Below are 21,922 nucleotides of genomic sequence, written 5' to 3' on the forward strand. Positions count from 1 at the left end.
CCTCTTCTCCGGAAAAAGGGCGCAGCGGCCCGGTCGTTCGCGTGGCGACGACGGAGACCTTCTCGCGCATCGAGATCGCGGGGCGCGTCGCGACCCGGCGCGACGGCCGGAACCTGGTCCTGACCCTGGCCGGCAACCCCGATGTCGCCCGCCTGCTGACCTCGCCGCCGAAATGGATCAAGCAGGCGACGCGCAAGCGCACCGGCTCGGGCATCGAGCTCACGATCACCCTGGCCGACGACGCCGACCTCAAGGTCGGCCAGGCCGACGGCGCGACCTACATCAACGTCTTCGAGAAGCCCGAGCCGACGCCGGAGCAGAAGGCGGCCGCCCAGGCCGCCGAACCCGTCGCCGTCGCCGAGGCCGAGCCGCCGCGGCCGAACCCGCTGCCCGCCGGCGGCGTGGTCAGGATGGACGCCAAGGTCGGGGACGGGCAGACGACGCTCAGCTTCACCTGGGCCAATCCGGCCGGCGCCGCCGTCTTCCGCCGCGGCGACGCGATCTGGGTGGTGTTCGACGCTCCGGCGAAGCTGGACGTGTCGACCGCGCCGAAGGGCGTGCGCCCCCTGCGCGGCGTCGAGGCCTTCCGCGGCGCCGACTACGCCGCCATCCGCATCGACGCCGAAACGGACGCCCCGGTCTTCGTGGGCTCGCAGGGCAATACCTGGACGATCTCGCTCGGTCCCGGACCGCAGGCCCAGCCCGCGATCGTGCGCATCAGCCGCGACGCGGCCGGCGGCCCCGCGACGCTGAAGGCCCCGGTGGCCGGCGCCACGCGCGTCGTCAACCTGCCCGACCCGGTGGTCGGCGACACGCTGAAGGTCGTCACCGCGCTCGGCCCCGCCAAGGGCGTCCCGACCCGCCGCGACTTCGTCGACGCCGCGCTGCTGCCCTCCATCCAGGGCCTCGCCATCGAGCCGCTGGTCGACGACCTGGCCGTGGCGCGCGACGGCGAGATCGTGCGGATCAGCCGCGCCGAGGGCATGACGCTGTCGCCCGCCTGGGCCACGCGCGACAAGGAAGACGCCCAACTCGGCGCGCCGCAGCCGGCGATCATGCCCGCGCTGGTCAATGCCGAGTGGGCCAGGACGGGCGAGGGCGGCTTCATGCGCCGCTACGACGCCCTGTTCTCGGCGGCGGCGGCCGAGAGCGCCAACAAGGATCGCCAGGCTCCGGTCGGCGCGCGCATGGCGCTGGCCCGCTTCCTGGTGGGCTCGGACCTCAGCTACGAGGCCATCGGCGTGCTGAACGCCCTGGCCCGCGAGCATCCCGAGATGCTCGACGATCCGGAGTTCCGGGGCCTGCGCGGCGTCGCGCGCGCCATCGCGCGCCGCTATGCCGAGGCCGACAACGACTTCTCCGCGCCGGCCCTCGCCGACGACCCGTCGAGCCAGCTCTGGCGCGCCTACGTCAACACCCAGATGGCCCACTACGCCGAGGCGCGCGGCTTCTTCGGCAAGGGCGTCGAGGCCTATGGGCTGTTCTCGCCGGTCTGGAAGGCGCGCTTCGCCCGCGCCGACGCCCAGGCCGCGCTCGCCCAGGGCGACCTGGTGGGGGCGGATGCCCGCGTGCGCATGGCCCTGGAGGAGAAGGTCCCCTCCGAGGAAGCGCTGCGGACGCGCCTCGTCCAGGCCCGCGTGATCGAGCTCCAGGGCAATCAGGCCCGCGCGCTGAAGGTCTACGCGGCGATCGCCACCGCCCCGATCGACTCCATCTCGGCGCCGGCCCAGCTCCGCGCCACCCAGATCCGCCTCACGCTCGGCCAGATCACCCCGACCCAGGCCGCCAACGTGTTCGACGGCCTGCGCTACCGCTGGCGCGGCGACGGCACGGAGCTCGAGACCATCCGCGCGCTGGGCCAGCTCTACCTGGCGCAGGGCCGCTACCGCGAGGCGCTGGAGGCGTTGCGGTCCGCCGGCGTGCGCCTGCCCGACCTGCCCGAGGCGCTGCAGCTCTCGGCCGACCTCAACACCGCCTTCCGCGGCCTCTTCCTCGACGGTCTCGCCGACGGCCTGGAGCCGACCCAGGCGCTGGCGCTCTTCTTCGACTTCAAGGAACTGGCCCCGCTGGGCGCCGACGGCGACCTGATGGTGCGCAAGATCGTGCGCCGCCTCGTGGACGTCGACCTGCTGCCGCAGGCCGCCGACCTCCTGAAGTACCAGGCCGAGAACCGCCTCGACGGCGTGCCGAAGGCCCAGGTCTCCACCGACCTCGCCGTGATCTACCTGATGGACCGCAAGCCCGAGGCGGCGCTGGAGGCGATCAACGCCTCGCGGACCACGGTGCTGCCGACCGCGCTCAACGCCGAGCGCCGGCTGATCGAGGCGCGGGCCTGGACCGCGCTCGGCCGCTACGACAACGCGCTCGAGATCATCGAGGCCGACAGGAGCCGCGACGGGAACGACCTGCGCGCCGAGATCACCTGGAAGCAGAAGAACTGGGCCGTGGCCGCCCCGCTGTTCGAGAAGGGCCTCGGCGACCGCTGGAAGACCGCCACGCCGCTGAGCGCCGACGAAGAGGGCCGCCTGCTGCGCGCCGGCGTCGCCTATTCGCTGGCCGGCGACGAGGGCTCGCTCGCCCGCCTGCAGGCCCGCTACCAGGGCTTCTACGAGAAGGCCAACAACCCCGAGGCGCTGAAGATCGCGCTGTCGGGCGTGCCCACCGGCCGCCTCTCGGTCGCCGACTTCGGCCGCGTCAGCGCCGACAACGAGGCCTTCGCCGGCTGGGTCGACAAGATGAAGGGCCGCTTCAAGACCCGCCCCGCCCCCGTCGGCGCCGCCAAGCCCCCGCCGGTCGCCCCGGCCAAGCAGGCCGAGGCCGCCCCGACCAAGCCCGACGCCAAGGGGTAGGTGGCGGATTATCCGGATTTCAAGTATCCTGGGGATAATCCGGAGGATGACATGATCAGGGTTGCCGCCGCCGAGTTCCAGAAGAACATCGGCCGCTATCAGGACATGGCGCTGACGCAGCCTGTGACCGTCACGCGCAACGGCCGCGACCGCACGGTCATCATCTCGGCCGAGGAATACAGCAGGCTGAAACGGCGTGATCGGGAAGTGCTCGGGCTGGAGGACTTCACCCAGGAGGATCTCGAACTCATCCTCGCCGCAGAGCCTCCACCGGAGGCCGCCCAGTACGATCACGAGGTCGAATAGGGGGTGAGCTTTCCCGAACCCGTTCCGGGGTTGGTGATCCGATATGCCTTTCTCTGGCGAGACGCCGCGTTGCGCGGAGAGGAAGAGGGGCGCAAGGATCGACCTTGCGCCATCGTGGTGACGTCCTTCACCGCTGCCGGCGAACGCGTGGTTGTCGCGCTGCCCATCACACATTCTCCTCCATTGCGGGCCGACCTTGCCGTCGAGATTCCGATGGAGACGAAGGTGCGTCTCGGGTTGGATGTCGAGCGCTCGTGGATTGTTGTGACCGACGCGAACCGGTTCGTCTGGCCGGGACCCGACCTACGGCCTCGCGTGCCGGGCGCGCCCGAGACCGTGGCCTACGGCATCCTTCCGCGAGCGCTGTTCCGAGAGTTGCGCGACAAGCTCGCACACGCCATCGCGGGCGCGCACGTCCGCATTGTGCGGCGGACCGATTAGGTCTGCCTCTACCCTCCGCCCGCGCCGCGCTGGAAGCTCTCCACCAGGCTGCCGCAGACGAGGCGCCAGCCGTCGACGAGGACGAAGAAGATCAGCTTGAAGGGCAGGCTGACCACCACGGGCGGGAGCATCATCATGCCCATGCTCATCAGCACGCTCGCCACGACCAGATCGATCACCAGGAAGGGCACGAACAGCAGGAAGCCGATCTCGAAGGCGCGCTTCAGCTCGCTGATCATGAAGGCGGGCGTCACGACCCGGAGCGGGATGTCCTGGACGGTGGCGGGCCGCTGGATCTTCGACAGCCGCACGAACAGCGACAGGTCCTCGCGGTCCACCTGGCTGAGCATGAACTGCTTCACCGGCCCGCCCGCGGCGTCGAAGGCGGCGGGCAGTTCCATCTGCTGGTCCAGCAGGGGCTTCACGCCCTCGTTGTACGACCGCTCGAAGGTCGGCCCCATGACGATGGCCGTCAGGAACAGCGCCAGCGAGATCAGCACGGCGTTGGGCGGGCTCTGCTGCAGGCCGAGCGCCGTGCGCAGCAGCGACAGCACCACGATGATCCGCACGAAGCTCGTGGTCATGATCACGATGGAGGGGGCCAGCGACAGGACCGTCAGCAGGCCCACGAGCTGCACCACGCGCTCGGTCAGGCCGGCGCCGGTGCCCAGGTTCACGTTCAGCGTCTGGGCCATCGCGGCCACCGGCACGACCATCACCGCGAAGGTGGCGAGCACCGAGATCAGCGCCGCGCGGCGCCAGTCGCTGGCGGGCAGGCTCCTGATGGCGCGGAGGAATTCCATCGCTACCTGCCCTTCGGCAGGTCGGCGACGATGCGGCCTTCGCCCAGCAGCACCAGCCGTTCCTGGCCGTCGCAGTCGAGGATGACCACGCGCCGCGTCGGGTCCAGCACCAGGGTCTCGACGATCTTCAGCCGCCGGTCCTTCTTCGGCCCCTGCAGCCGGGCGATCGCGTCGGGGCCGTACTTGCGCAGGGCGACCGTCGCCAGGCCGATCAGGCCCAGCGTCAGGGCCAGGGCGAACACGGCGCGGATGAAGTTCGGCAAATCCATGGGCGGCGCTTCTGCGGTGACAGGGGCGCAGTTCGCCGTTGAGTCTCTTAAATGCGGATTAACCCTGTTTCTTCAGGATCGGGCCGCATGAACCTGGCCGACATTCCGCTCTTTTCGATGCTTCGGGGCCGGCTGGGCTATCTCAGCGAGCGGCAGAAGGTCATCGCCCAGAACGTCGCCAACGCCGACACCGCCCGCTACACGCCCGAGGACCTGAAGCCCTTCAGTTTCGACGCCAAGGTGGCGATGGCGCGGCAGGGGCAGGCGGGCGCCGGCCCCGGCGGCGTTCCGATGATGGCGACCACCCAGGCCGGCCACATGTCGCCGAAGAACGAGCGCCGCGGCCTGGGCGCCGCCTACAAGAGCGTCAAGACGCCCGACTCCGAGACCACGCTCAACGGCAACTCCGTCGTGCTGGAGGAGGAGATGATCAAGATGGGCGACGCGCGCATGCAGTACGACGCCGCGATCAGCTTCTACCAGAAGTCGATGAACCTCCTGCGCATGGCGGCCAAGCCGCCCGGCCGCGCCTAGGGGACCGCTGAATGCCCGAAATCAAGCCCGCCTCCGGCGTCGCCCAGGCCATCGCCGCCTCCGCGCTTCGCGCCCAGCAGGGGCGCATGCGGATCATCGCCGAGAACCTCGCCAACGCCGACTCCACGTCGAAGACCGCGGGCGGCGATCCCTATCGCCGGCAGGAGCCGATCTTCGAGCCGACCAAGGTGGCGGGCGCCAAGGGCGTGCGGATGAGCAAGGTCGCGCCCGACCGGAGCGACTTCCGCCAGGAATACGACCCGGGCCACCCGTCCGCCGACGCCAGGGGCTATGTGAAGCTGCCCAATGTGAACAGCATGGTCGAGGCGCTCGACATGCGCGAGGCGCAGCGGGCCTACGAGGCCAACCTGAACGTCATCGAGACCAGCCGGCAGATGGATCTGCGCACGCTGGACCTCCTGAAGAAGTAGGGGACTAGGCCATGATGACCCCTCTCGCCGCGGCCAAGGCCTATGCGGCCGCCCAGAAGAGCATGGGCGTGGGCGACGGGCTGGGGGCCGGCGCCTCGCTGGGTTCGGCGACGCCGATGCAGGGCGGCTTCGGCGACATGGTGAAGTCGGCCATCACCGACGCCATGACCGCCTCGAAGACCGCGGAAAGGCAGATGGCCAACCAGGTCGCCGGCAAGACCGAACTGATCGACGTGGTCACCGCCATCTCGGCGGCCGAGTCCAGCCTGGAGACGGTCATGGCCGTCCGCGACCAGGTGATCTCGGCCTACCAGGAAATCATGCGGATGCCGATCTGATCCCTCCCCTTCAGGGGAGGGATGGTCACCTGATCTCCGCGCAGGCCACGCGCGGGCCCGCGCCGCCGATGGGCTGGGCCATGTGGTCGTCGGGGTTGGCGTGGATCACCACGGCCGAGCCGTCCGCGTCCTTCAGCTTCTCCAGCGTCACCAGCGTGGTGAACACCTCCGTGGCCGCCGCGCCGTCCGCGCCGGCGTGGATGTTCGGCAGGTCGCCCAGGTCGTTGGCCGCAGGGTTCAGCAGGCCGTGGACCGCCGTCTCCGGCCCGTGGACGTGCGCGCCGGCCGAGGTGAAGTCCGACTTCGAGCAGTCGGCCTTCTCGTGGAAGTGCAGGCCGTGCCAGCCGGCCGACAGCCCCTTGGCCTCGACCTTCATCAGCACGCCATTCGGCGCCGCGGTCAGCAGCACCGCGCCCACGGTCTGGCCCTGGCTGTTCTTCAGCTCGGCGGTGGCGCTCGCGGGCGCCTGGGCGGACGCGGAGGTGGCGAGGAGGGCGGTGGCGGCGAGGACGACGGGCAGGCGCATTCGGGGGACTCCTGATGACTGACGGCGAACACTAGACCCGTCGGACGGGCCAACCCAAGCCGTGGTAGGTCTGTTCCATGGACGAATCCGCGATCCGGCTTTCCGGCGTCAGCCGCCGCTACGGCGGCGTGGCCGCCCTGGACGGCGTCGACCTCGACGTCGCGGCCGGCGCCTTCGTGGCGCTGGTGGGCGGGTCTGGCTCGGGCAAGACCACGCTGCTGAAGACCGTCAACGGGTTGATCCGCCCCGACGGCGGCCAGGTCCGCGTGTTCGGCGAGGACGTGGCGGCGGCGGCCCCGCACGAACTGCGCCGCCGCATCGGCTACGTGTTCCAGGAGGTCGGCCTCTTCCCGCACCTCACCGTCGCCGAGAACATCGCGATCACGCCGAAGCTGCTGGGCTGGGACGACGCGCGCCGGGCCGCCCGCGTCGCCGCGTTGCTGGAGCTGGTGGCGCTTCCGCCCGGCGTCGCCCAGCGCGCGCCCTCGGCGCTCTCCGGCGGCCAGCGCCAGCGTGTCGGCGTCGCCCGCGCGCTTGCCGCCGAGCCGCGGCTGATGCTGATGGACGAGCCCTTCGGCGCCCTCGACCCCGTCACCCGCGACGCCCTCGGCGCCGACTACCGCGCCCTGCACGAGCGCCTGGGCCTGACGACCCTGATGGTCACCCACGACATGGCCGAGGCCGTGCTGCTGGCCGACCGCGTGGTGGTGCTGAAGGCCGGCCGCATCCTGGCCGACGGCGCGCCCGCCGACCTGCTGGCGCAGGCGACCGACCCTGACGTCCGCGCCCTCCTGGAGGCGCCCAGGCGCCAGGCCGAGCGCCTGCGCGAGAGGCTGGGCGCATGAGCCCGAAGCTCGCCGCCGCCTTCGCGCTGCTGCCGGACTACCTGGCCTGGCACGTGCTGCTGTCGGTCAGCGCCCTGGGGCTAGGCCTGCTGATCAGCCTGCCGCTGGCGGTCGCCGCCGCGCGCAGCCCGCGCCTGCGCTGGCCGGTCCTGGCGCTGGCCAGCCTGATCCAGACGATCCCCAGCCTGGCGCTGCTGGCGCTGTTCTACCCCGTGCTGCTGGCGCTCTCGGCCCTGGCCGTCGCGGCGACCGGCCACGGCTTTTCGGCGCTGGGCTTCCTGCCGTCGCTGCTGGCGCTGACGCTCTATTCGATCCTGCCGATCCTGCGGAACGCCGTGGTCGGCATCACCGGCGTCGACCCCGCCATCCGCGAGGCCGCCGACGGGGTCGGCATGACGCCGCGCCAGAAGCTGATGCAGGTCGAGCTGCCGCTGGCCGCGCCCGCCATCATGGCCGGCATCCGCACCGCCGCCGTCTGGACCATCGGCGCCGCCACGCTCGCCACGCCCGTCGGCCAGACCAGCCTCGGCAACTACATCTTCGCCGGGCTCCAGACCGAGAACTGGGTCTCGGTGCTCTTCGGCTGCGCCGCCGCCGCCGCGCTGGCCATGATCGCCGACCAGCTCATCGGCCTGGTCGAAGCCGGCGCACGCCTGCGCCGCCGCGGCTTCGTCATCGCCGGGCTCGCGGGCCTGCTGCTCGGGACCGTGGCCGCCGTCAGCCCGCTGGTCAGCTTCGGCAGGCCCGCCGCCTATATCGTCGGCGCCAAGAACTTCTCCGAACAGTACATCCTGGCCGAGCTGATGGCCTCGCACCTGGAGCACGCGGGCGCCACGGTGACCCGCAAGGAGGACCTGGGCTCCGCCATCGCCTACCGCGCGCTGGCCGCCGGCGAGATCGACGCCTACGTCGACTACTCGGGCACCCTCTGGACCGCCGTGCTCGGCCGCACCGACAACCCCGGCCGCCAGGCCGTGCTCACCCAGCTCACCGCCGAACTGAAGCGGCGTGACGGCGTCGTCGTCCTGGGTTCGCTCGGCTTCGAGAACGCCTACGCCTTCGCCATGCGGGCCGACCGCGCCCGGGCCCTGGGCGTCGCCTCGCTGGACGACCTCGCCCGCAAGGCCCCGCAGCTCACGCTCGGCACGGACATCGAGTTCCTCTCGCGGCCGGAATGGAAGGCCGTGGAGAGCGCCTACGGCCTGAAATTCAAGGCGAGCCGCTCGTTCCAGCCCACGTTCATGTACCGCGCGCTCGGCTCCGGCGACGCCGACGTGATCAGCGCCTTCTCGTCCGACGGCCGCATCGCCGCCGACAGGCTGGTGGTGCTCGCCGACCCCCGCGCCGCCATCCCGCCCTACGACGCGGTGATCCTGGTCTCGCCGAAGCGCGCCGACGACCGCCGCCTGATCGAGGCGCTGCGGCCCCTGGTCGGGTCCATCTCCGTCGAGGCCATGCGGGCGGCCAACTACAGCGTCGACCGCGACGCCGCCAAGGCCACGCCTGCCCAAGCCGCGCGCACCCTCGAACGTCCCTGAGGCTGAGGGCCGCGACAAACACGCCTCGCAGGCGAAGCGAGTTGCGGAACCGTCATGTGGAGGCGTTAAGCTGGCGGTAAGCATGCAATTCCGGGCGGGGCCCGGCTGTGGGGATGTCGATGAGGTTCAAGCTTCTGGCCGCGGGCGCGGTTCTGGCCGCCGCGACGTTCGGCGCGACGCAGGCTTCTGCGGTGGTGATCTCGAACGGCGGCTACAGCGTCGGCATCGGCGTCAACGGCGAGCTCTATGACGCCGGCGCCGACATCGGCTTCCTGCGCGACGGCTACGATCCGATCTCGCCCGGCACGCCGCGCGATTCCTGGGGCCTGAACGGCGCCTACGCGGACTCGCAGTTCTACGGCAGCAACGGCATCATCTCGACCGACATCGTGGCCAACGGCGACACCGCCACGGCCACCACCCTGACCACCGACGGCTTCCAGGTGGTGCAGACCTACAGCTTCCTGAACAACATCCTGAAGATCGACACCACCGTCACCAACCTGACCGGCGACGTGCTCACGGGCGTCTTCCAGCGCAACGTCGACTGGGACATGCCGGAAGGCGCCGAGAACATCTTCGGCCCGTTCGGCGCGCGCAACGGCGTGCTCGACTCCAGCTACTACGGCTTCGACAACCCCGACGCCTCGGCGGCCTACGACTTCAGTTGCAAGCGCGGTTGCGACGAGGTCGGCGACCTGGGCGCCGGCATCAAGATCAGCCTGGGCTCGATCGGCGCGGGCAAGAGCCGCAGCTTCGCCTACTACTACGGCCTGAACCTGCCGGGCGGCGGGGCGGGCGACCTGATCTCCGAGGCGCAGGGCGCGGGCGCCCAATACCTGATCGCCGCCTCCGGCGACGGCTCGTCCAGCCACCATGCGGTGATCGGCGTCTCGGGCGCGGTCCCCGAGCCGGCCGGCTGGGCCATGATGATCCTGGGCTTCTTCGGCCTGGGCTTCACCTTCCGCCGCGACCGCAAGCCCGCCCGCGCCTGAACCGCCAAGCGCAAGGAGAGAGCGCAGAGGCGCCCTGCGGCGCGACCTTTCTGCGTCCTCCGCGAAGACCTCTGCGATCTCTGCGGTCAAGAACGGCGCTGACGCGCCATCGAAGCTGACAAGCCCGCACCATCCCCCATCATGTGGATGGTCCTAGTCGGCATGGACCTCGGTGGGGTCGCGCGGCGCCGGCGCGACGGGGCGTAGGATGAACACCAGGGGGATGAGGATGCACGTGCTCAGCGCCATCCAACTGAAGATGTTCGAATAGCCCAGCATCGAGGCCTGCCGCGTCACCTCGCCGTTCAGGATGGTCAGGCCGCTCAGCGTATCGAGGTCCATAAGCCGGGGCAGGATGCCGTGCAGCAGCGGGCTCGACGGGTCCATGCGTCCCGCCAGGCTCGAATGCGCGGCCGCGGCGTCGCGGATCACCATCGCCTGCACCAGCGAGATGCCGACGCTGGACCCCAGGCTCCGGGCCATGGTGGCGACGATGGTGCCTTCCACCCGGTGGACCGGATTCAGCGTGGCGTAGGCGAGCGTGCTGAGGGGCGAGAACAGGAGGCCCGTACCGAAGCCCTGCACGAAGCCGCTGACCACGATCGGCATGGCGGTCATGGCCAGGTTGAACTGCCCCATCATCCAGAGCGCCCAGATGTTGAGGATGAGGCCGATGCCGAGCGACGTCCGCGCCCCGATCCGCAGCATCAGCCACGGCACCATCAGGAAGGCGATCAGCGAGCCGACGCCGCGGCTCACGCTGGCCTCGCCGCTCTGCATGGCCGAATAGCCCATCAGGTTCTGCATGAACGACGGCAGGAGCGCCGACGTCGAGAACAGCAGCACGCCCACGAAGAAGCTGAAGATGGTGGTGCCGATGAAGTTGCGGTCCTTGGCCAGGTCGCGGTGGAAGAACGGGTGCAGCGCCGTCGCCGTCTGGACGACGAATACCCAGAGCCCGGCCGCGCTGACGGCGGCGTAGAACCAGATCTCCTTGGCCTCGAGCCAGTCCTTCTGCGGCCCGCGGTCCAGCGCCATCTGCAGGCCGACGATGAAGGCGATGAGGCCGCCGAAGCCGATGAAGTCGAACGGTCGCTCTCGTCCGCCCCGGTCGCGGGCCATGAAGTTCTGGCAGCCGAGCCAGGCCAGGATGCCGATCGGAAGGTTGATGAAGAAGACCCAGCGCCAGTCCAGGTTCTCGGTGATCCAGCCGCCCAGGGTGGGTCCCGCGATGGGGCCCAGGATCACCGCGGCGCTCCAGATGCTCATCACGCGCGGGATCATGGCCATCGGAAAGATGTCCAGCATCACCGACTGCGAAAGCGGCATCAGCCCGGCGCCGGCCAGCCCCTGCAGCATGCGGAAGGCCACCATCTCCTCCACGCTCTGCGCCATGCCGCAGAGCATCGAGGCCACCGTGAAGCCGGTGATCGAGTAGACCAGCATGGTCTTGCGCCCGATCTTCTGCGCCAGCCAGCCGGCCAGCGGCGTCGCCACCGCCGTCGCCAGGATGTAGGACGTCAGCACCCAGGTGATCTGGTCCTGCGAGGCCGACAGGCTGCCCTGCATATGCGGCAGCGCCACGTTGGCGATCGTGGAATCCAGGGTGTTCATCAGCGTCGCCAGCATCAGCGCGCCGGTGATCGGGATCCGGTTCCTAACGTCCTGGGCTGAGGCCATCGCCGCCTCCGGCCGATTGCGCCCCGCGCCAGTCGGCGCCGGCGGCGGCGTAGAGCGTGACGATGTCCGACAGCCGCCGGGCGCGGGCCTCGGCGAGGCTGCGCAGGTCGCGGTCGAGCTGCCGCCGCGACTGGATCACCTCGGCGGCCGTCCGCGCGCCGAGGCGGGCGGCGGCCAGGGTGTCGTCGGCGAGTTGCTGGCTGTGGCCGACCGCGCGCGTCAGCGAGGCGATCTCCTCCTCGTCGGTCCTCAGCGCCGCCATGGCGTCGGAGACCTCCTTGAACGCCTTCAGCACCGTGCGGCGATAGCGGGCCTGCGAGACGCGCGCCTGCGCCTCGGCCGCCCGCGTGCGGGCCTTGCGCGCGCCGCCGTCGAACAGCGGCGCCGTCAGCCCGCTGGCCAGGGTGTAGCCGGTCGAGCTGGTCGAGAACACGTCGTCCGGCGTCAGGCCCGACAGGCTCCCGTTCGCCGACAGCCGGATGGCGGGATACTGGTCGGCAGTCCGTACGCCGATGGCCGCCGTGGCCGCGTGCAGGTCGGCCTCCGCCGCCAGGATGTCCGGCCTGCGCCGCACCAGTTCGGACGGCAGGCTCACCGGGATCTGGGCCGGCACGGTCATCTGCGCCAGCTCGAACTCCGGCGGCGCCCAGTCGGCCGGCGACCTGCCGACCAGCAGCGCCATCTGCCGGCGCGCGGTGTCGTACTGGCGCCGCAGCGGCGGGATCACCGCCTCGTCCTCGGCCAGTTGCGCCTCGATCCCGGTCAGGGTCGTGCGCGGGATGCCGCCGATGCCGAGCGCCTTCCGGGCGAGTCCCAGAAGGGTGCGGTCGTCCTCGACGATCGCCTCCATGGCCTTGATCTCGTCGCGCAGGCCCGCGATCCGCATCGCCTGGAGCGCCACGCTGGCCGACAGGGTCAGGTAGGCGGCGTCCGCCTGCCGCGCCGCCTGCTCGACCCGCGCGCCGGTTTCCTCCCCGCGCCGCCGCTCGCCGCCGAACAGGTCGAGGTCGTAGGTCACCCGCGCGCCCAGCGAGAACAGGTTGAACGTCCGCGTGCCGAAGCTGCTGAACGGCGAGTTGGTGCTGCCGCTCTTGATGCCGAAGGACTTGGAGTTGAACTTCTGCCGCGCGGCGTTGCCCGTGCCCTCGACCTGCAGCCCGCGGTCGCCCTCGGCCTCGCGCGCCTCGGCCTGATAGCGCTCCAGCGTCGCCTGCGCCTCGGCCACGTCCGGGCTCTCGGCCAGGGCCAGCCGCACCGTCCGGTCCAGCGCGTCGGACCGGAACGCCTGCCACCACGGACCCGCGGTCCGCGCCTCGGGCGACAGTTGCACGATGGCCGCCTTCGCCTCTCCGGGCGGCGTGTAGCCGGCCGCGCCCGCCGGTGCGTCCGGGCGCTTGAAATCCGGGCCGACCGTCGTGCAGGCGCCGAGCAGCAGCACGGCGGCGGCCAGCAGCCAGGGAAGGCGAGGGGAACCGGTCACGGCGCCTGGCGCTGTCCGCCGCGCAGGTCGACCTTCACCGTCGCCGAGAGGCCGGCGCGTGCGGCGCGGTCCGGCGGCGGCCTGTCGAACTCGATCCGCACCGGCAGGCGCTGGGTGACCTTCACCCAGTTGCCGGTGGCGTTCTGGGCGGGCAGGGCCGAGAAGGCCGAGCCGGTGCCGGGCGGGAAGCTCGCCACGTGGCCTTTCAGCGTGCCGCCCGGATAGGCGTCGATGTCGATCTCGACCGGCTGGCCCACGTGCATGTGGCCGATCTGGTTCTCCTTGAAGTTGGCCTCGACCCAGGCCTGGCCCGACAGCAGCCAGAACGCGGTCTGCGAGGCGTTGAGGTAGGCGCCCACGGGCAACTGGTCGACCCGGGCCACCACGCCGTCGGCGGGCGCGATCACCGTGGCGTAGCCCGCGTTGAGCTGCGCGCGCTCCACTTGCGCCCGGGCCTGCATCACGCCCGGCGCCCGGTCGCCGATGTCGGGGTCGCCGCCCAGGGCCGCCAGCGCCTGCGCCGCCTGCCGCTGGGCGACCGCGAGCTGGTCGCGCGCCTGGTTGGCGGCGTGCGCCGCCTGGTCCACCGCCTGGCCCGAGACCGCGCCCGCGGCGTTCAGTTGCCGCTGCCGCGAGAGCTCGCGCTCGGCGAACCGCAGGTTCTCGCGGGCGGCCGCGATGTTGGCGGTCTCCCGATCGTAGGCCGCGCGGGCCTGGCCGACCGCCAGTTGCGCGCCCGAGAGCTGCGCCTGCGCCAGGTCGAGGCTGGCCTTCAGGTCGCGCTGGTCCAGCTTGAACAGGACCTGCCCGCGCTTCACGGGCTGGTTCTCCTTCACGTAGATCTCGACGACGCGGCCCGAGATCGACGGGGCGACCGGCGTCTTGGCGATCTGCACATAGGCGTCGTCGGTGGTCTCGGAGCGGCCGCTCGTCAGCAGGAAATACGCTAGCGCCGCCACGACCACGATCGGGCCGGCGACCATCAGAATCCAACGCCTGCGCAAGCCGCCCGGCCGCCGCCCGCCGGCGTCAGGCGCCGTCGCCTCCTGGTTGTCCGTCACGCCTTCGCCATCCCCCTGCGACGTATCCGGCCCGGCGCGGGCGTCGTCCGCCGGCCGGGCCGTCCGTCGCATTCACAGACTCTGTTACTCGAACTAGACGACTGCGCCCAGGGCCGCCAGCGCTCGTTCCTTTACCGCCTTGTAGTCTACCTTGCCGTTGGGGGCCCGCCCGATGGAATCGACCACCACCAGCTCCCGCGGCGCCTTGTAGCCCGCGAGCTGAGAATGCACATGCGACGAAAGCTCGGCCAGGGTCGGTTGGGCGCCGGCCTCGGGCTCCACGACCGCGCAGATCCGTTCGCCGAAGCGCGGATCGGGCACGCCCACCACCACGGCGTCGCGCACCGTGGCGTGCCGCTTCAGCGCCTCCTCGACCTCCTCGGGGAAGACCTTCTCGCCGCCGGTGTTGATGCAGACCGAGCCGCGGCCCAGCAGCTTCAGCGTCCCGTCGGTGTTCACCTCGGCCCAGTCGCCGGGCACGCTCCAGCGCTGCCCCTCGATGACCTTGAAGGTCGCGTCCGACTTGGCCTTGTCCTTGTAGTAGCCCAGGGGCAGGAAGCCGCTCACGGCCACCAGTCCACGCTCGCCCGAACCCGGCTCGATGCGCCGCCCATCCTCGGTGAAGACGGCGGTGTTCGGCCCCAGCATGAAGGCCGCCGTCTGCGCCTCCGCGCCCGCCGCCGAGGCCGAGGCGCCCAGGCCCACCGCCTCGGACGAGCCGAAGCTGTCGGCGATCATCGCCTGCGGGATGTGGCCCAGCAGCCCCTTCTTGTTCTCGTAGCTCCACATCGAGCCCGACGAGCTCATCGAGCGGACCGAGCTCAGGTCCCACTTGCCCGGATTGGCGTCCAGCGCCTCCAGCATCGGCGTCGAGAAGGCCAGGCCCACGATGACGATGTTGCTGATCTTCAGCCGCTCGACCTCGTTCCAGAGCTCGATCGCGCTGAACTTGCGCGAGGGCAGCACGCAGACCGTGCCGCCGCCGTTGAACGCGATGAAGGCCGAGAACTGCCCGGTGCCGTGCATCAGCGGCGCGCACGTCATCATGGTGGCCTTCAGGTGCTCGGGCCCCCTGATGCGCTCGACCAGCTCCCCGATCGAGGTCGCCGGCGGGACGCCCAGCGCCGCATTGCCGCCCGCGCCCAGAACCTGGAACAGGTCGTCCTGGCGCCACATCACGCCCTTGGGCATGCCGGTGGTGCCCCCGGTGTAGAGCAGCAGCAGGTCGTCGCCCGAGCGGCCCCAGGGCGCCTTCACCGGACGCTCGGCCGGGACCTTCGCGACGATGGCGTCATAGTCGTCGGCCCAGGCCGGCGCGGGATGCCCCGGCTCGGCTACCGCCACCCAGGCCCTCACCTTCGGCAACTGCGGCCGGATCTTCTCCAGGAGCTCGGTGAACCCGGCATGGAACACGACGGCTTCCGCGTCGGCGTTGTCGAACAGGTAGCGCACCTCCTCCGGCCCGTAGCGGTAGTTGGTGTTCACCGGCGCGAACCCGGCCTTGAAGGCGGCGAAGTAGGCCTCGAGGTACTCCGGCCCGTTGTAGAGATAGCCCGCCACCTTGCCCTGGCGGCTCATCCCCTTGGCGATGAAGTGCGCGGCCAGCGCGTCCGAGCGGGCGTCGAACTCGGCCCAGGTGATGACGCGATCGGCCTGGATCAACGCCGGCTGGTCGGGCTGCGACCTCGCGATGGCTTCCCACACATCCGCAATGGTCCATCCCATGACGCGTACGCCTCCCGACAAGCTTCTTGTTCGTTGGAAGCAAGTTGGCCGCCTGCCGTCGCGTTATGTCAAACGGCCATCCGCGCCCTGGGGCCGGCTCGTCGTTCCGGCTCTAGTTCGAGAAGGCGTCCGGGTAGGCGACGGTCATGGGCGAGTCGAACGCGCCCTTCTCGAGGGCGATGGCCATGAAGGCGGGGTTGCCGCTGTAGGGGCTGCGGATGCTGGCCGCGGTCTCGGCCGCGAAGCCGAACTTCGGGTAGTAGTCGGGATGACCCAGCACGATCACGCCGTGGGCGCCGAACTCGCGGGCGTGGTCCAGGGCCTTCTCGACCAGCGCCTTGCCGACGCCGGTCCGCTGGAGGCCCGGCCGCACCGCCAGCGGGGCCAGGGCGGCGAACAGCTCGGCGCGGTCGGCATAGAGGCGGGAGAAGAGGATGTGGCCGGCGACCGCGTCCCCGTCGACGGACACCAGTTCGAACAGGACGTCGCCGCCCTCGCGCAGGCGTTCGACCAGGCGCGCCTCGTCGGGCTGGCCGAAGGCGGCCTCGACCACCTCGGCGATGGCGGCGTGGTCGGCGGCGCGGGCGAAGCGGATCATCCGGCGAAGCTAGCGCCGGGCTCGATCCCTGTCGTGCCCGAAGGCGATCTTCTCACCAGGCCCCGATCTTCTGCGCCTCGTGGTGGCTGATCGGATGGCGGGCCTTCTTGTGATCCTCCTCGGCCAGGAAGCGGACGGCCTCCAGCGCGGCCATGCAGCCCATGCCGGCGGCGGTCACGGCCTGGCGGTAGAGGTCGTCGGTGACGTCGCCGGCGGCGTAGACGCCCTCGACGGCGGTCGAGGCCGTGCCGGGCTTCACCTTCAGATAGCCCGAGGCGTCCATCTCCAACTGGCCCTTGAAGAGCTCGGAGGAGGGCGCATGGCCGATGGCGATGAAGACGCCGTCGGCGGCGACCGTCTGGGTCGCGCCCGTCTTGACGTTCTTGAGCCGCGCGCCGGTGACGCCGAGCGGATCGGTGTCGCCCAGCACCTCGTCGACGACGCTGTCCCAGATCACCTCGATCTTGGGGTGGTTGAAGAGGCGCTCCTGCAGGATCTTCTCGGCCCGGAACTCGTTCTTGCGGTGTACGACGGTGACCTTGGCGGCGAAGTTGGTGAGGAAGAGGGCCTCTTCCACGGCCGTGTTGCCGCCGCCGACCACGATCACGTTCTTGCCGCGATAGAAGAAGCCGTCGCAGGTGGCGCAGGCCGAGACGCCGAAGCCCTGGAACCTGCTCTCGGTCGGGAGGCCCAGCCACTTCGCCTGCGCGCCGGTGGCGATGATCAGGGTCTCGGCGAGCCAGACCTGGCCGCTGTCGGTCTCGAGGCGGAACGGGCGCTGGGAGAGGTCGGCCCTCGTCACGATGTCGGTGACGATCTCGGCGCCCACGTGCCTGGCCTGGGCCTCCATCTGCTCCATCAGCCAGGGCCCCTGGATCACGTCGGCGAAGCCCGGATAGTTCTCGACGTCGGTGGTGATGGTGAGCTGGCCGCCGGGCTGGATGCCCTGGATCAGCACGGGCTTCAGAAGCGCGCGGGCGGCGTAGACGGCGGCGGTATAGCCGGCGGGGCCGGAGCCGACGATGAGGCAACGGACGGAGCGGGTCTCGGACATGGCCCCTATGTAGGCGAGATTCCGGACGGGAGCGACCTGTCGCCGTCATGCCTCGACGGCCGGGGTGCGACGGAACGCGGAAACGAAGACGCCCCGGCGGTGAAGCCGGGGCGTTTCCGTCTGGCCGAGCCGCGGTGGGATCAGCGGAAGCGGTACTGCACCTCGAGGCTGTAGGTCCGGGGCAGGATGTAGGAGACCGTCTCGTTGACGCGGTTGAACAGCGGGTGGTTCACGTTGTTGCCCACCGCGTTGTTGCTGATCCGGCCGGCGCTGACGCCGGCCGAGCCACGCTGGTCGAAGACGTTCTTGATCGAGCCGATGACCGTGAAGCGGTCGTCCTTGTCGTTGTACAGCATCCGGAAGTCGGTGGTGCCGTACGACTTGGCGCGGTTCGCGTAGGTGTTGAACACCGAGTAGTAGGTCGCCGCGCGCCACACGTAGGTCCCCGAGGCCGACAGGCGGCCGGAGGCGAGATCCCAGGTGTAGTTGGCGTTGACCGTGAACCGGTGCGGCGTCGAGGACGGCAGCTTGGCGCCGCTGATGTCCTGGTTGACGTTGACGAGCAGCGAGCAGGCTGCCGCGCCCGTGCCGGTCGGCGAGCGGCCGGGAATGCAGGCGTTGGCGGCCTGGGCCGAGGCCGGAGCGACCTTGGCGCCCGGCAGCAGGGCCAGCGGATCGTCCGGGTCGGGCGTGAACACGCCCTCTTTGATCCTGGCGTTCAGGTAGGAGTAGTTCGCCAGGATCTGCAGGCCGTCGATCGGCTGCCAGATCGTCTCGATCTCCAGGCCGTAGTTCTCGGCCTTGGGCACGTTGACGAAGCGGGTCTGGTTTGCGCCCACCGTCTCGTTGAAGAACGACAGCGGGATCTGGATGTCCTGGTAGTCGTAGTAGAAGGCCGAGACGTTGGTCTGCAGGCGCCCGCCGAACGTCTTCTTCAGGCCCAGCTCGTAGGCGTCGATGATCTCCTTCTCGGTGGTGACGAAGGTCTGGAGCGTCGTCGTTCCCGAATCGAAGCCGCCGGCCTTGTAGCCGCGCGAGTACTTTCCGTAGAGCAGGGTGTCCGGATCCGGCTTCCAGTCCACGCCGAAGGTGCCGGTCATCGCGCTCCAGTCGTAGTTCAGGAGGCGGTGGCGCAGGCCGGTCGTCGGGTCGGTGTAGATGCCGCCGACGCCGCCCACGACGGCCTTGTCGGTGACCTGCACGCCGTTGACGGTGGAGAAGCCCGGCGCAGCGACGTCGGTGACGTCGACGGGGGCGATCAGCAGGCGGCTGATCGGGCAGACGGCCGACTGGTAGAGGCAGAAGAGCCGCGCGCCTTCGAACGAGGTCTTCTCGTCCTTGGTGTAGCGCAGGCCGCCCGTGACCTTGAACTGGTCGTTGATCTGCCAGTCGACCTGGCCGAATGCGGCGTAGGACTCGTTCTTGTTCTCCGACTCGCCCACCGCATAGCGGCGCAGCGGGTTCGGAGCGGCCGCCGTGCCGGTCTGGGTGACCGGCCGTTCGAAGCGCGCATCATCGGGGAAGCGGGCGTCGGACAGGCGGTAGTTGGAGCCTTCGCGATACTGGTAGACCCCTAGCAGCCACTGGACGGGGCCATCGGTGGTCGAGGCGATGTTCAGCTCGTTGGAGAACCACCAGACCTCTTCCTGGTACTGGTTATGCTGCCGCGGGAAGTAGATGAGGTTCTGCGCCGGGCGCGGGACGGCGCCGGCGGGCACCGCCGGCAGCGGCAGCAGGAACGGCGCCTGGCGCGACGTTCCGTCCAGGTCGGTCTGCAGGCGATAGTCGTAGTAGGTCTGGCCCGTGATGTACTTCACGTCGAACGTGTCGGCGTGGAAGGTCACGTTGAGGGTCGTCGTGTGGCTCTCGAGGTTGATGTAGTTGCCGTCGTCGGTGTCGAAGCAGAACTGGCAGGTGTTGCCCGGCAGCGCATTCGACGCCTGGCCGAAGCGCGCCGCGTTCGGGGTCAGCGGGGCCTGCAACGGCACGTCGGTGACGCCGAAGCCGTAGGTGGCGGTGGTGCGGCCGCCGGGGCCGCGGCCCAGGGTGTGCCATTCGGTCGTGGAATGCTTCAGCCACCACTCGAGCTTGCCGTCGCCGAAGTTGCCGTCGAGCTGGAACTCGCCCGTCCAGACGGTGCCGCGGTTGCCCTCGTCCTCGCCGTTCGGGTTGAGGTTCTTGAAGACCCCCTTGCCGATGTTGCCCCACGACGCCGCGAGGCGGCCGCGGACGTTGCCGAACAGCGGGCCCGAGACGGCGGCTTCGAGCGCCTTGGAATCATAGTTGCCGTAGAGACCGCGCGCCTCGGCGTAGAAGTCGTCGGTCGGCCGCTTGGAGACGATGTTCAGCGCGCCGCCGATGGCGTTCTTGCCGTAGAGCGTGCCCTGCGGGCCGCGCAGGACCTCGGTGCGCTCCAGGAACAGGGTGGACTGCGCGAACGCCGTCACCGACGAGGTGTAGAAGCCGTCGTTGTACATGGCCACGCCGCCCTCGACGGAGCGGTTGTTCGAGAAGCGGCCGATGCCGCGCAGCGAGGCGCGGTCGTTGTTGGTGGAGTACGCCAGACCGGGCGTGAAGTTGGTGAGGTCCTGCACCGAGTTGATGCCGACCATTTCGCGCCGTTCGTCCGTGAACGCCGACACGGCCACAGGCACGTCCTGCAGCGATTGCTCCCGCTTTTCGGCGGTGACCACCAGCTCTTCGATCTCGTTGGCGCCGGATTGCGCGAAGGCCGCCGTGGCCGACATCGCGGTCGCTGTCGCGGCAAACGCGCACGACAATAGGATACTCTTTCGAGACAGCATGTTTCCCCCAAGCCCGGTTTTGACAGCGCCTTTTGTGGCGCTTGGATTCGAATGTCCGGCATGGCGGACGTGGCGTCAATGAGCCCGGCGTACGTCAGTTACGAATTGTTGCCGGGTGGTGATCTGAATACACGGTCTGCTCAACGCCGCGAGAAGGGCCGCGCCCGCGACGAGCGGAAGGACTAGGCGCCGCCCGCCCGTTCGGGCCAGTCTGGCCTGAACGGGGAGGCCCATGGCGAGCTACCGCACGCGGCTGGAGCGCGACCTCGACGGCTGGATCGGGCAGGGCCTGGTCCCGGCCGAGAACCGCGCCGCGATCCTTGAGCAGGTGGGCGAGGCCCGGCGGCTGGATGCGGCCACCGCGCTGGGCATCGTCGGGGGCGTGCTGGCGGGTGTGGCGGTCATCGCGCTGGTGGCGGCCAACTGGTCGGACATCCCGCGCATCGCCCGCTTCGCCACGATCCTGGCGGCGTTCCTGGGCGTGGCGGGCGGCGGCGCCTGGGCGAGCGCGCGCGGGCGGCCCATCGTGAGCCAGGTGTGCCTCGTGGTGGCGGCGCTGGTGTTCGCCGCGGCGATCGGCCTGACGGGCCAGATCTTCGACATCGCGGGCGACCCGCAGGCCGCGCTGCGCGGCGCAGGGCTGGCGGCGGCGCTGCTGGCGGTGGCCGGCGGCTCGCCGTGGGCGGCGGCGCTGGCGCTGGTGTTCGTGGGGCTGGGCGAGACGGCGGGCTTTCGCCTGTTCGACGGCGGCGGGCCGCCGTGGCCCTGGTGGATGACCCTGAGCGCGGCCGCCGGCGCGGCGCTGGCCCTGCGCTGGCGCTCCCAGCCGCTGGCGCATGCGGCGGGGGTGGCGACGAGCGTCGCGGTCGTCGAACTGTTCATCCGCATCGTGGCGACGTTCGAGAAGGGCCTTGGGCCGATGCTGGCCGTGGCGGTCGCCGCCGTCGGGCTGACGGCCGGCGGGCGCTGGGCGCGCGAGCGGTTCGCCCCGGCCGCGGGCGCGCTCTACGGGTGGTGGGCGTGGGCGGCGCTGGGCAGCGTCGGCGCGGCGGTGAGCGAGCTCAGCAGGATGAGCGGCCTCGCGCCGGGGATGCAGGGCGTGCCGACCAGCATGGCGATGCTGGCGGTCTCGGGGGCCGTGGTGGCGCTGGGGCGCGTCGACCGGCACGGCGGCGTGACCGCGGTGGGCGTGCTGGGCCTGCTGGGCTCGGGCGCGTCGCTGCTGATGAGCCTGGGCGTCGGGCTGATGACCTCGGCGGCGGTGTTCGCGGGGGCCGCGCTGCTGGCGCTGGCGGGGGCGCTGGCGCTGCGCGGAAGGACGCGGGCGTGAAGGTCGCGGCGCCTCCCGTGCGGATCCTGGCGGCGGCCGGCGTGCTGGCGCTGCTGCTGGTGGGCGTTGTCGTGCGCGAGAACATGGCGCGCGACCGGGGCCAGGAGGTGCGGCTGGCGCTGGCGGGCTACGATCCGCGCAGCCTGCTCCAGGGGCACTATGTGCAGTTCCGGCTGCAGGAGACCCTCTCCGGCAGGGCGTGCCCGCCCGGCGTGCAGGAGGGCTACCGCCGGGGCAGGCCGGTCTGGATCGCGTTGCGGCGCGAGGGCGAGCACCATCGGACGGCCGGCGCGGGGCCGACGCGCGCGGTGGCGG

The 21,922-nt window shown here is 70.7% G+C and carries 21 protein-coding genes; 11 read left to right on the forward strand and 10 right to left on the reverse strand.

The features are described 5' to 3' along the window. Window positions 1-41: 41 nt before the first annotated feature. The 3 genes from KF737_RS07100 to KF737_RS07110 are packed head-to-tail and all read left to right on the forward strand — an operon-like array spanning window position 42 to window position 3,596. Window positions 42-2,849 carry an endoglucanase gene (locus tag KF737_RS07100; RefSeq protein WP_367273217.1) on the forward strand — a complete coding sequence of 936 codons (2,808 nt, stop codon included), beginning with the start codon at window positions 42-44 and terminating at the stop codon, window positions 2,847-2,849. Between the two features lie 51 nt (window positions 2,850-2,900). Then, window positions 2,901-3,155 (forward strand): type II toxin-antitoxin system Phd/YefM family antitoxin, encoded by a 255-nt coding sequence (locus KF737_RS07105; protein WP_296452106.1) that lies wholly within the window; start codon window positions 2,901-2,903, stop codon window positions 3,153-3,155. A 3-nt stretch (window positions 3,156-3,158) separates the two neighbouring features. Continuing rightward, the gene (locus KF737_RS07110; RefSeq protein ID WP_296452109.1) at window positions 3,159-3,596 is read left to right on the forward strand and encodes a growth inhibitor PemK; all 438 of its coding nucleotides are present in this window, start codon (window positions 3,159-3,161) and stop codon (window positions 3,594-3,596) included. A gap of 8 nt (window positions 3,597-3,604) precedes the next feature. On the opposite strand, the gene fliP is transcribed toward KF737_RS07110, so the two are convergent. Both fliP and KF737_RS07120 read right to left on the reverse strand, forming a co-directional pair. Beyond that, a complete protein-coding gene (gene fliP, locus KF737_RS07115) occupies window positions 3,605-4,399 on the reverse strand; it encodes a flagellar type III secretion system pore protein FliP (RefSeq protein WP_296452112.1) in 795 nt (264 codons plus the stop codon). Window positions 4,400-4,401: 2 nt separating this feature from the next. Then, window positions 4,402-4,668, reverse strand: coding sequence for a flagellar biosynthetic protein FliO (locus tag KF737_RS07120; RefSeq protein WP_296452114.1), 267 nt, complete (start codon window positions 4,666-4,668; stop codon window positions 4,402-4,404). Between the two features lie 87 nt (window positions 4,669-4,755). On the opposite strand from KF737_RS07120, the gene flgB reads away from it, so the two are divergent. Genes flgB through fliE form a run of 3 tightly spaced genes read left to right on the forward strand, consistent with a single transcriptional unit; the run spans window position 4,756 to window position 5,971 of the window. Further along, window positions 4,756-5,202 (forward strand): flagellar basal body rod protein FlgB, encoded by a 447-nt coding sequence (flgB, locus tag KF737_RS07125; RefSeq protein ID WP_296452119.1) that lies wholly within the window; start codon window positions 4,756-4,758, stop codon window positions 5,200-5,202. An 11-nt stretch (window positions 5,203-5,213) separates the two neighbouring features. After that, window positions 5,214-5,633 (forward strand): flagellar basal body rod protein FlgC, encoded by a 420-nt coding sequence (flgC, locus tag KF737_RS07130; protein ID WP_296452121.1) that lies wholly within the window; start codon window positions 5,214-5,216, stop codon window positions 5,631-5,633. A gap of 11 nt (window positions 5,634-5,644) precedes the next feature. Then, window positions 5,645-5,971 carry a flagellar hook-basal body complex protein FliE gene (gene fliE / locus KF737_RS07135; RefSeq protein WP_296452123.1) on the forward strand — a complete coding sequence of 109 codons (327 nt, stop codon included), beginning with the start codon at window positions 5,645-5,647 and terminating at the stop codon, window positions 5,969-5,971. 25 nt (window positions 5,972-5,996) lie between these two features. Here the strand turns inward: fliE and KF737_RS07140 are convergent, their stop codons facing one another. Then, window positions 5,997-6,497 carry a superoxide dismutase family protein gene (locus KF737_RS07140; protein WP_296452125.1) on the reverse strand — a complete coding sequence of 167 codons (501 nt, stop codon included), beginning with the start codon at window positions 6,495-6,497 and terminating at the stop codon, window positions 5,997-5,999. A 77-nt stretch (window positions 6,498-6,574) separates the two neighbouring features. On the opposite strand from KF737_RS07140, the gene KF737_RS07145 reads away from it, so the two are divergent. From KF737_RS07145 to KF737_RS07155, 3 genes are all read left to right on the forward strand, one after another. Beyond that, window positions 6,575-7,342, forward strand: coding sequence for an ABC transporter ATP-binding protein (locus KF737_RS07145; protein WP_296452128.1), 768 nt, complete (start codon window positions 6,575-6,577; stop codon window positions 7,340-7,342). Next, a complete protein-coding gene (locus tag KF737_RS07150; protein WP_296452131.1) occupies window positions 7,339-8,880 on the forward strand; it encodes an ABC transporter permease/substrate-binding protein in 1,542 nt (513 codons plus the stop codon). The genes KF737_RS07145 and KF737_RS07150 overlap by 4 nt, the downstream gene beginning before the upstream one ends. 119 nt (window positions 8,881-8,999) lie before the next feature. Next, window positions 9,000-9,875, forward strand: a complete 876-nt coding sequence (locus KF737_RS07155; protein WP_296452133.1) for a hypothetical protein — start codon at window positions 9,000-9,002, stop codon at window positions 9,873-9,875. A gap of 153 nt (window positions 9,876-10,028) precedes the next feature. Here the strand turns inward: KF737_RS07155 and KF737_RS07160 are convergent, their stop codons facing one another. The 7 genes from KF737_RS07160 to KF737_RS07190 form a co-directional block, all read right to left on the reverse strand. After that, window positions 10,029-11,555: a DHA2 family efflux MFS transporter permease subunit gene (locus KF737_RS07160; protein ID WP_296452136.1), complete on the reverse strand. Its 1,527-nt coding sequence runs from the start codon at window positions 11,553-11,555 to the stop codon at window positions 10,029-10,031. Beyond that, window positions 11,533-13,035, reverse strand: coding sequence for an efflux transporter outer membrane subunit (locus KF737_RS07165; RefSeq protein ID WP_296452138.1), 1,503 nt, complete (start codon window positions 13,033-13,035; stop codon window positions 11,533-11,535). Before KF737_RS07165 ends, KF737_RS07160 begins: the two co-directional genes overlap by 23 nt. Continuing rightward, the gene (locus KF737_RS07170) at window positions 13,032-14,168 is read right to left on the reverse strand and encodes an HlyD family secretion protein (RefSeq protein WP_296452141.1); all 1,137 of its coding nucleotides are present in this window, start codon (window positions 14,166-14,168) and stop codon (window positions 13,032-13,034) included. Before KF737_RS07170 ends, KF737_RS07165 begins: the two co-directional genes overlap by 4 nt. A 21-nt stretch (window positions 14,169-14,189) precedes the next feature. Next, window positions 14,190-15,821 carry an AMP-binding protein gene (locus tag KF737_RS07175; RefSeq protein ID WP_296452143.1) on the reverse strand — a complete coding sequence of 544 codons (1,632 nt, stop codon included), beginning with the start codon at window positions 15,819-15,821 and terminating at the stop codon, window positions 14,190-14,192. Window positions 15,822-15,933: 112 nt separating this feature from the next. Beyond that, window positions 15,934-16,419 carry a GNAT family N-acetyltransferase gene (locus KF737_RS07180; RefSeq protein ID WP_296452146.1) on the reverse strand — a complete coding sequence of 162 codons (486 nt, stop codon included), beginning with the start codon at window positions 16,417-16,419 and terminating at the stop codon, window positions 15,934-15,936. A gap of 52 nt (window positions 16,420-16,471) precedes the next feature. Continuing rightward, window positions 16,472-17,473: a thioredoxin-disulfide reductase gene (gene trxB / locus KF737_RS07185; RefSeq protein ID WP_296452149.1), complete on the reverse strand. Its 1,002-nt coding sequence runs from the start codon at window positions 17,471-17,473 to the stop codon at window positions 16,472-16,474. Between the two features lie 140 nt (window positions 17,474-17,613). Then, a complete protein-coding gene (locus KF737_RS07190) occupies window positions 17,614-20,220 on the reverse strand; it encodes a TonB-dependent receptor (protein WP_296452152.1) in 2,607 nt (868 codons plus the stop codon). A 289-nt stretch (window positions 20,221-20,509) separates the two neighbouring features. Here KF737_RS07190 and KF737_RS07195 point away from each other — a divergent pair, with 289 nt between their 5' ends. Beyond that, window positions 20,510-21,607, forward strand: coding sequence for a DUF2157 domain-containing protein (locus KF737_RS07195; protein ID WP_296452155.1), 1,098 nt, complete (start codon window positions 20,510-20,512; stop codon window positions 21,605-21,607). After that, window positions 21,604-21,922 (forward strand): GDYXXLXY domain-containing protein (locus KF737_RS07200; RefSeq protein WP_296452158.1); only part of this gene is annotated, 319 nt, incomplete at its 3' end. The genes KF737_RS07195 and KF737_RS07200, both read left to right, overlap by 4 nt.

It is taken from the genome of Phenylobacterium sp., assembly GCF_019636135.1.
Classification (GTDB): domain Bacteria; phylum Pseudomonadota; class Alphaproteobacteria; order Caulobacterales; family Caulobacteraceae; genus Phenylobacterium.

Excerpts from the sequence above, each read along its gene's own strand:
- KF737_RS07105 (WP_296452106.1), top strand. The coding sequence starts at position 2,901 with ATGATCAGGGTTGCCGCCGCCGAGTTCCAGAAGAACATCGGCCGCTAT.
- fliP (WP_296452112.1), bottom strand. The coding sequence starts at position 4,399 with ATGGAATTCCTCCGCGCCATCAGGAGCCTGCCCGCCAGCGACTGGCGC.
- KF737_RS07120 (WP_296452114.1), bottom strand. The coding sequence starts at position 4,668 with ATGGATTTGCCGAACTTCATCCGCGCCGTGTTCGCCCTGGCCCTGACG.
- flgB (WP_296452119.1), top strand. The coding sequence starts at position 4,756 with ATGAACCTGGCCGACATTCCGCTCTTTTCGATGCTTCGGGGCCGGCTG.
- flgC (WP_296452121.1), top strand. The coding sequence starts at position 5,214 with ATGCCCGAAATCAAGCCCGCCTCCGGCGTCGCCCAGGCCATCGCCGCC.
- fliE (WP_296452123.1), top strand. The coding sequence starts at position 5,645 with ATGATGACCCCTCTCGCCGCGGCCAAGGCCTATGCGGCCGCCCAGAAG.
- KF737_RS07140 (WP_296452125.1), bottom strand. The coding sequence starts at position 6,497 with ATGCGCCTGCCCGTCGTCCTCGCCGCCACCGCCCTCCTCGCCACCTCC.
- KF737_RS07145 (WP_296452128.1), top strand. The coding sequence starts at position 6,575 with ATGGACGAATCCGCGATCCGGCTTTCCGGCGTCAGCCGCCGCTACGGC.
- KF737_RS07150 (WP_296452131.1), top strand. The coding sequence starts at position 7,339 with ATGAGCCCGAAGCTCGCCGCCGCCTTCGCGCTGCTGCCGGACTACCTG.
- KF737_RS07155 (WP_296452133.1), top strand. The coding sequence starts at position 9,000 with ATGAGGTTCAAGCTTCTGGCCGCGGGCGCGGTTCTGGCCGCCGCGACG.
- KF737_RS07160 (WP_296452136.1), bottom strand. The coding sequence starts at position 11,555 with ATGGCCTCAGCCCAGGACGTTAGGAACCGGATCCCGATCACCGGCGCG.
- KF737_RS07170 (WP_296452141.1), bottom strand. The coding sequence starts at position 14,168 with ATGCGACGGACGGCCCGGCCGGCGGACGACGCCCGCGCCGGGCCGGAT.
- KF737_RS07175 (WP_296452143.1), bottom strand. The coding sequence starts at position 15,821 with ATGGGATGGACCATTGCGGATGTGTGGGAAGCCATCGCGAGGTCGCAG.
- KF737_RS07180 (WP_296452146.1), bottom strand. The coding sequence starts at position 16,419 with ATGATCCGCTTCGCCCGCGCCGCCGACCACGCCGCCATCGCCGAGGTG.
- trxB (WP_296452149.1), bottom strand. The coding sequence starts at position 17,473 with ATGTCCGAGACCCGCTCCGTCCGTTGCCTCATCGTCGGCTCCGGCCCC.
- KF737_RS07190 (WP_296452152.1), bottom strand. The coding sequence starts at position 20,220 with ATGTCGGCCACGGCGGCCTTCGCGCAATCCGGCGCCAACGAGATCGAA.
- KF737_RS07195 (WP_296452155.1), top strand. The coding sequence starts at position 20,510 with ATGGCGAGCTACCGCACGCGGCTGGAGCGCGACCTCGACGGCTGGATC.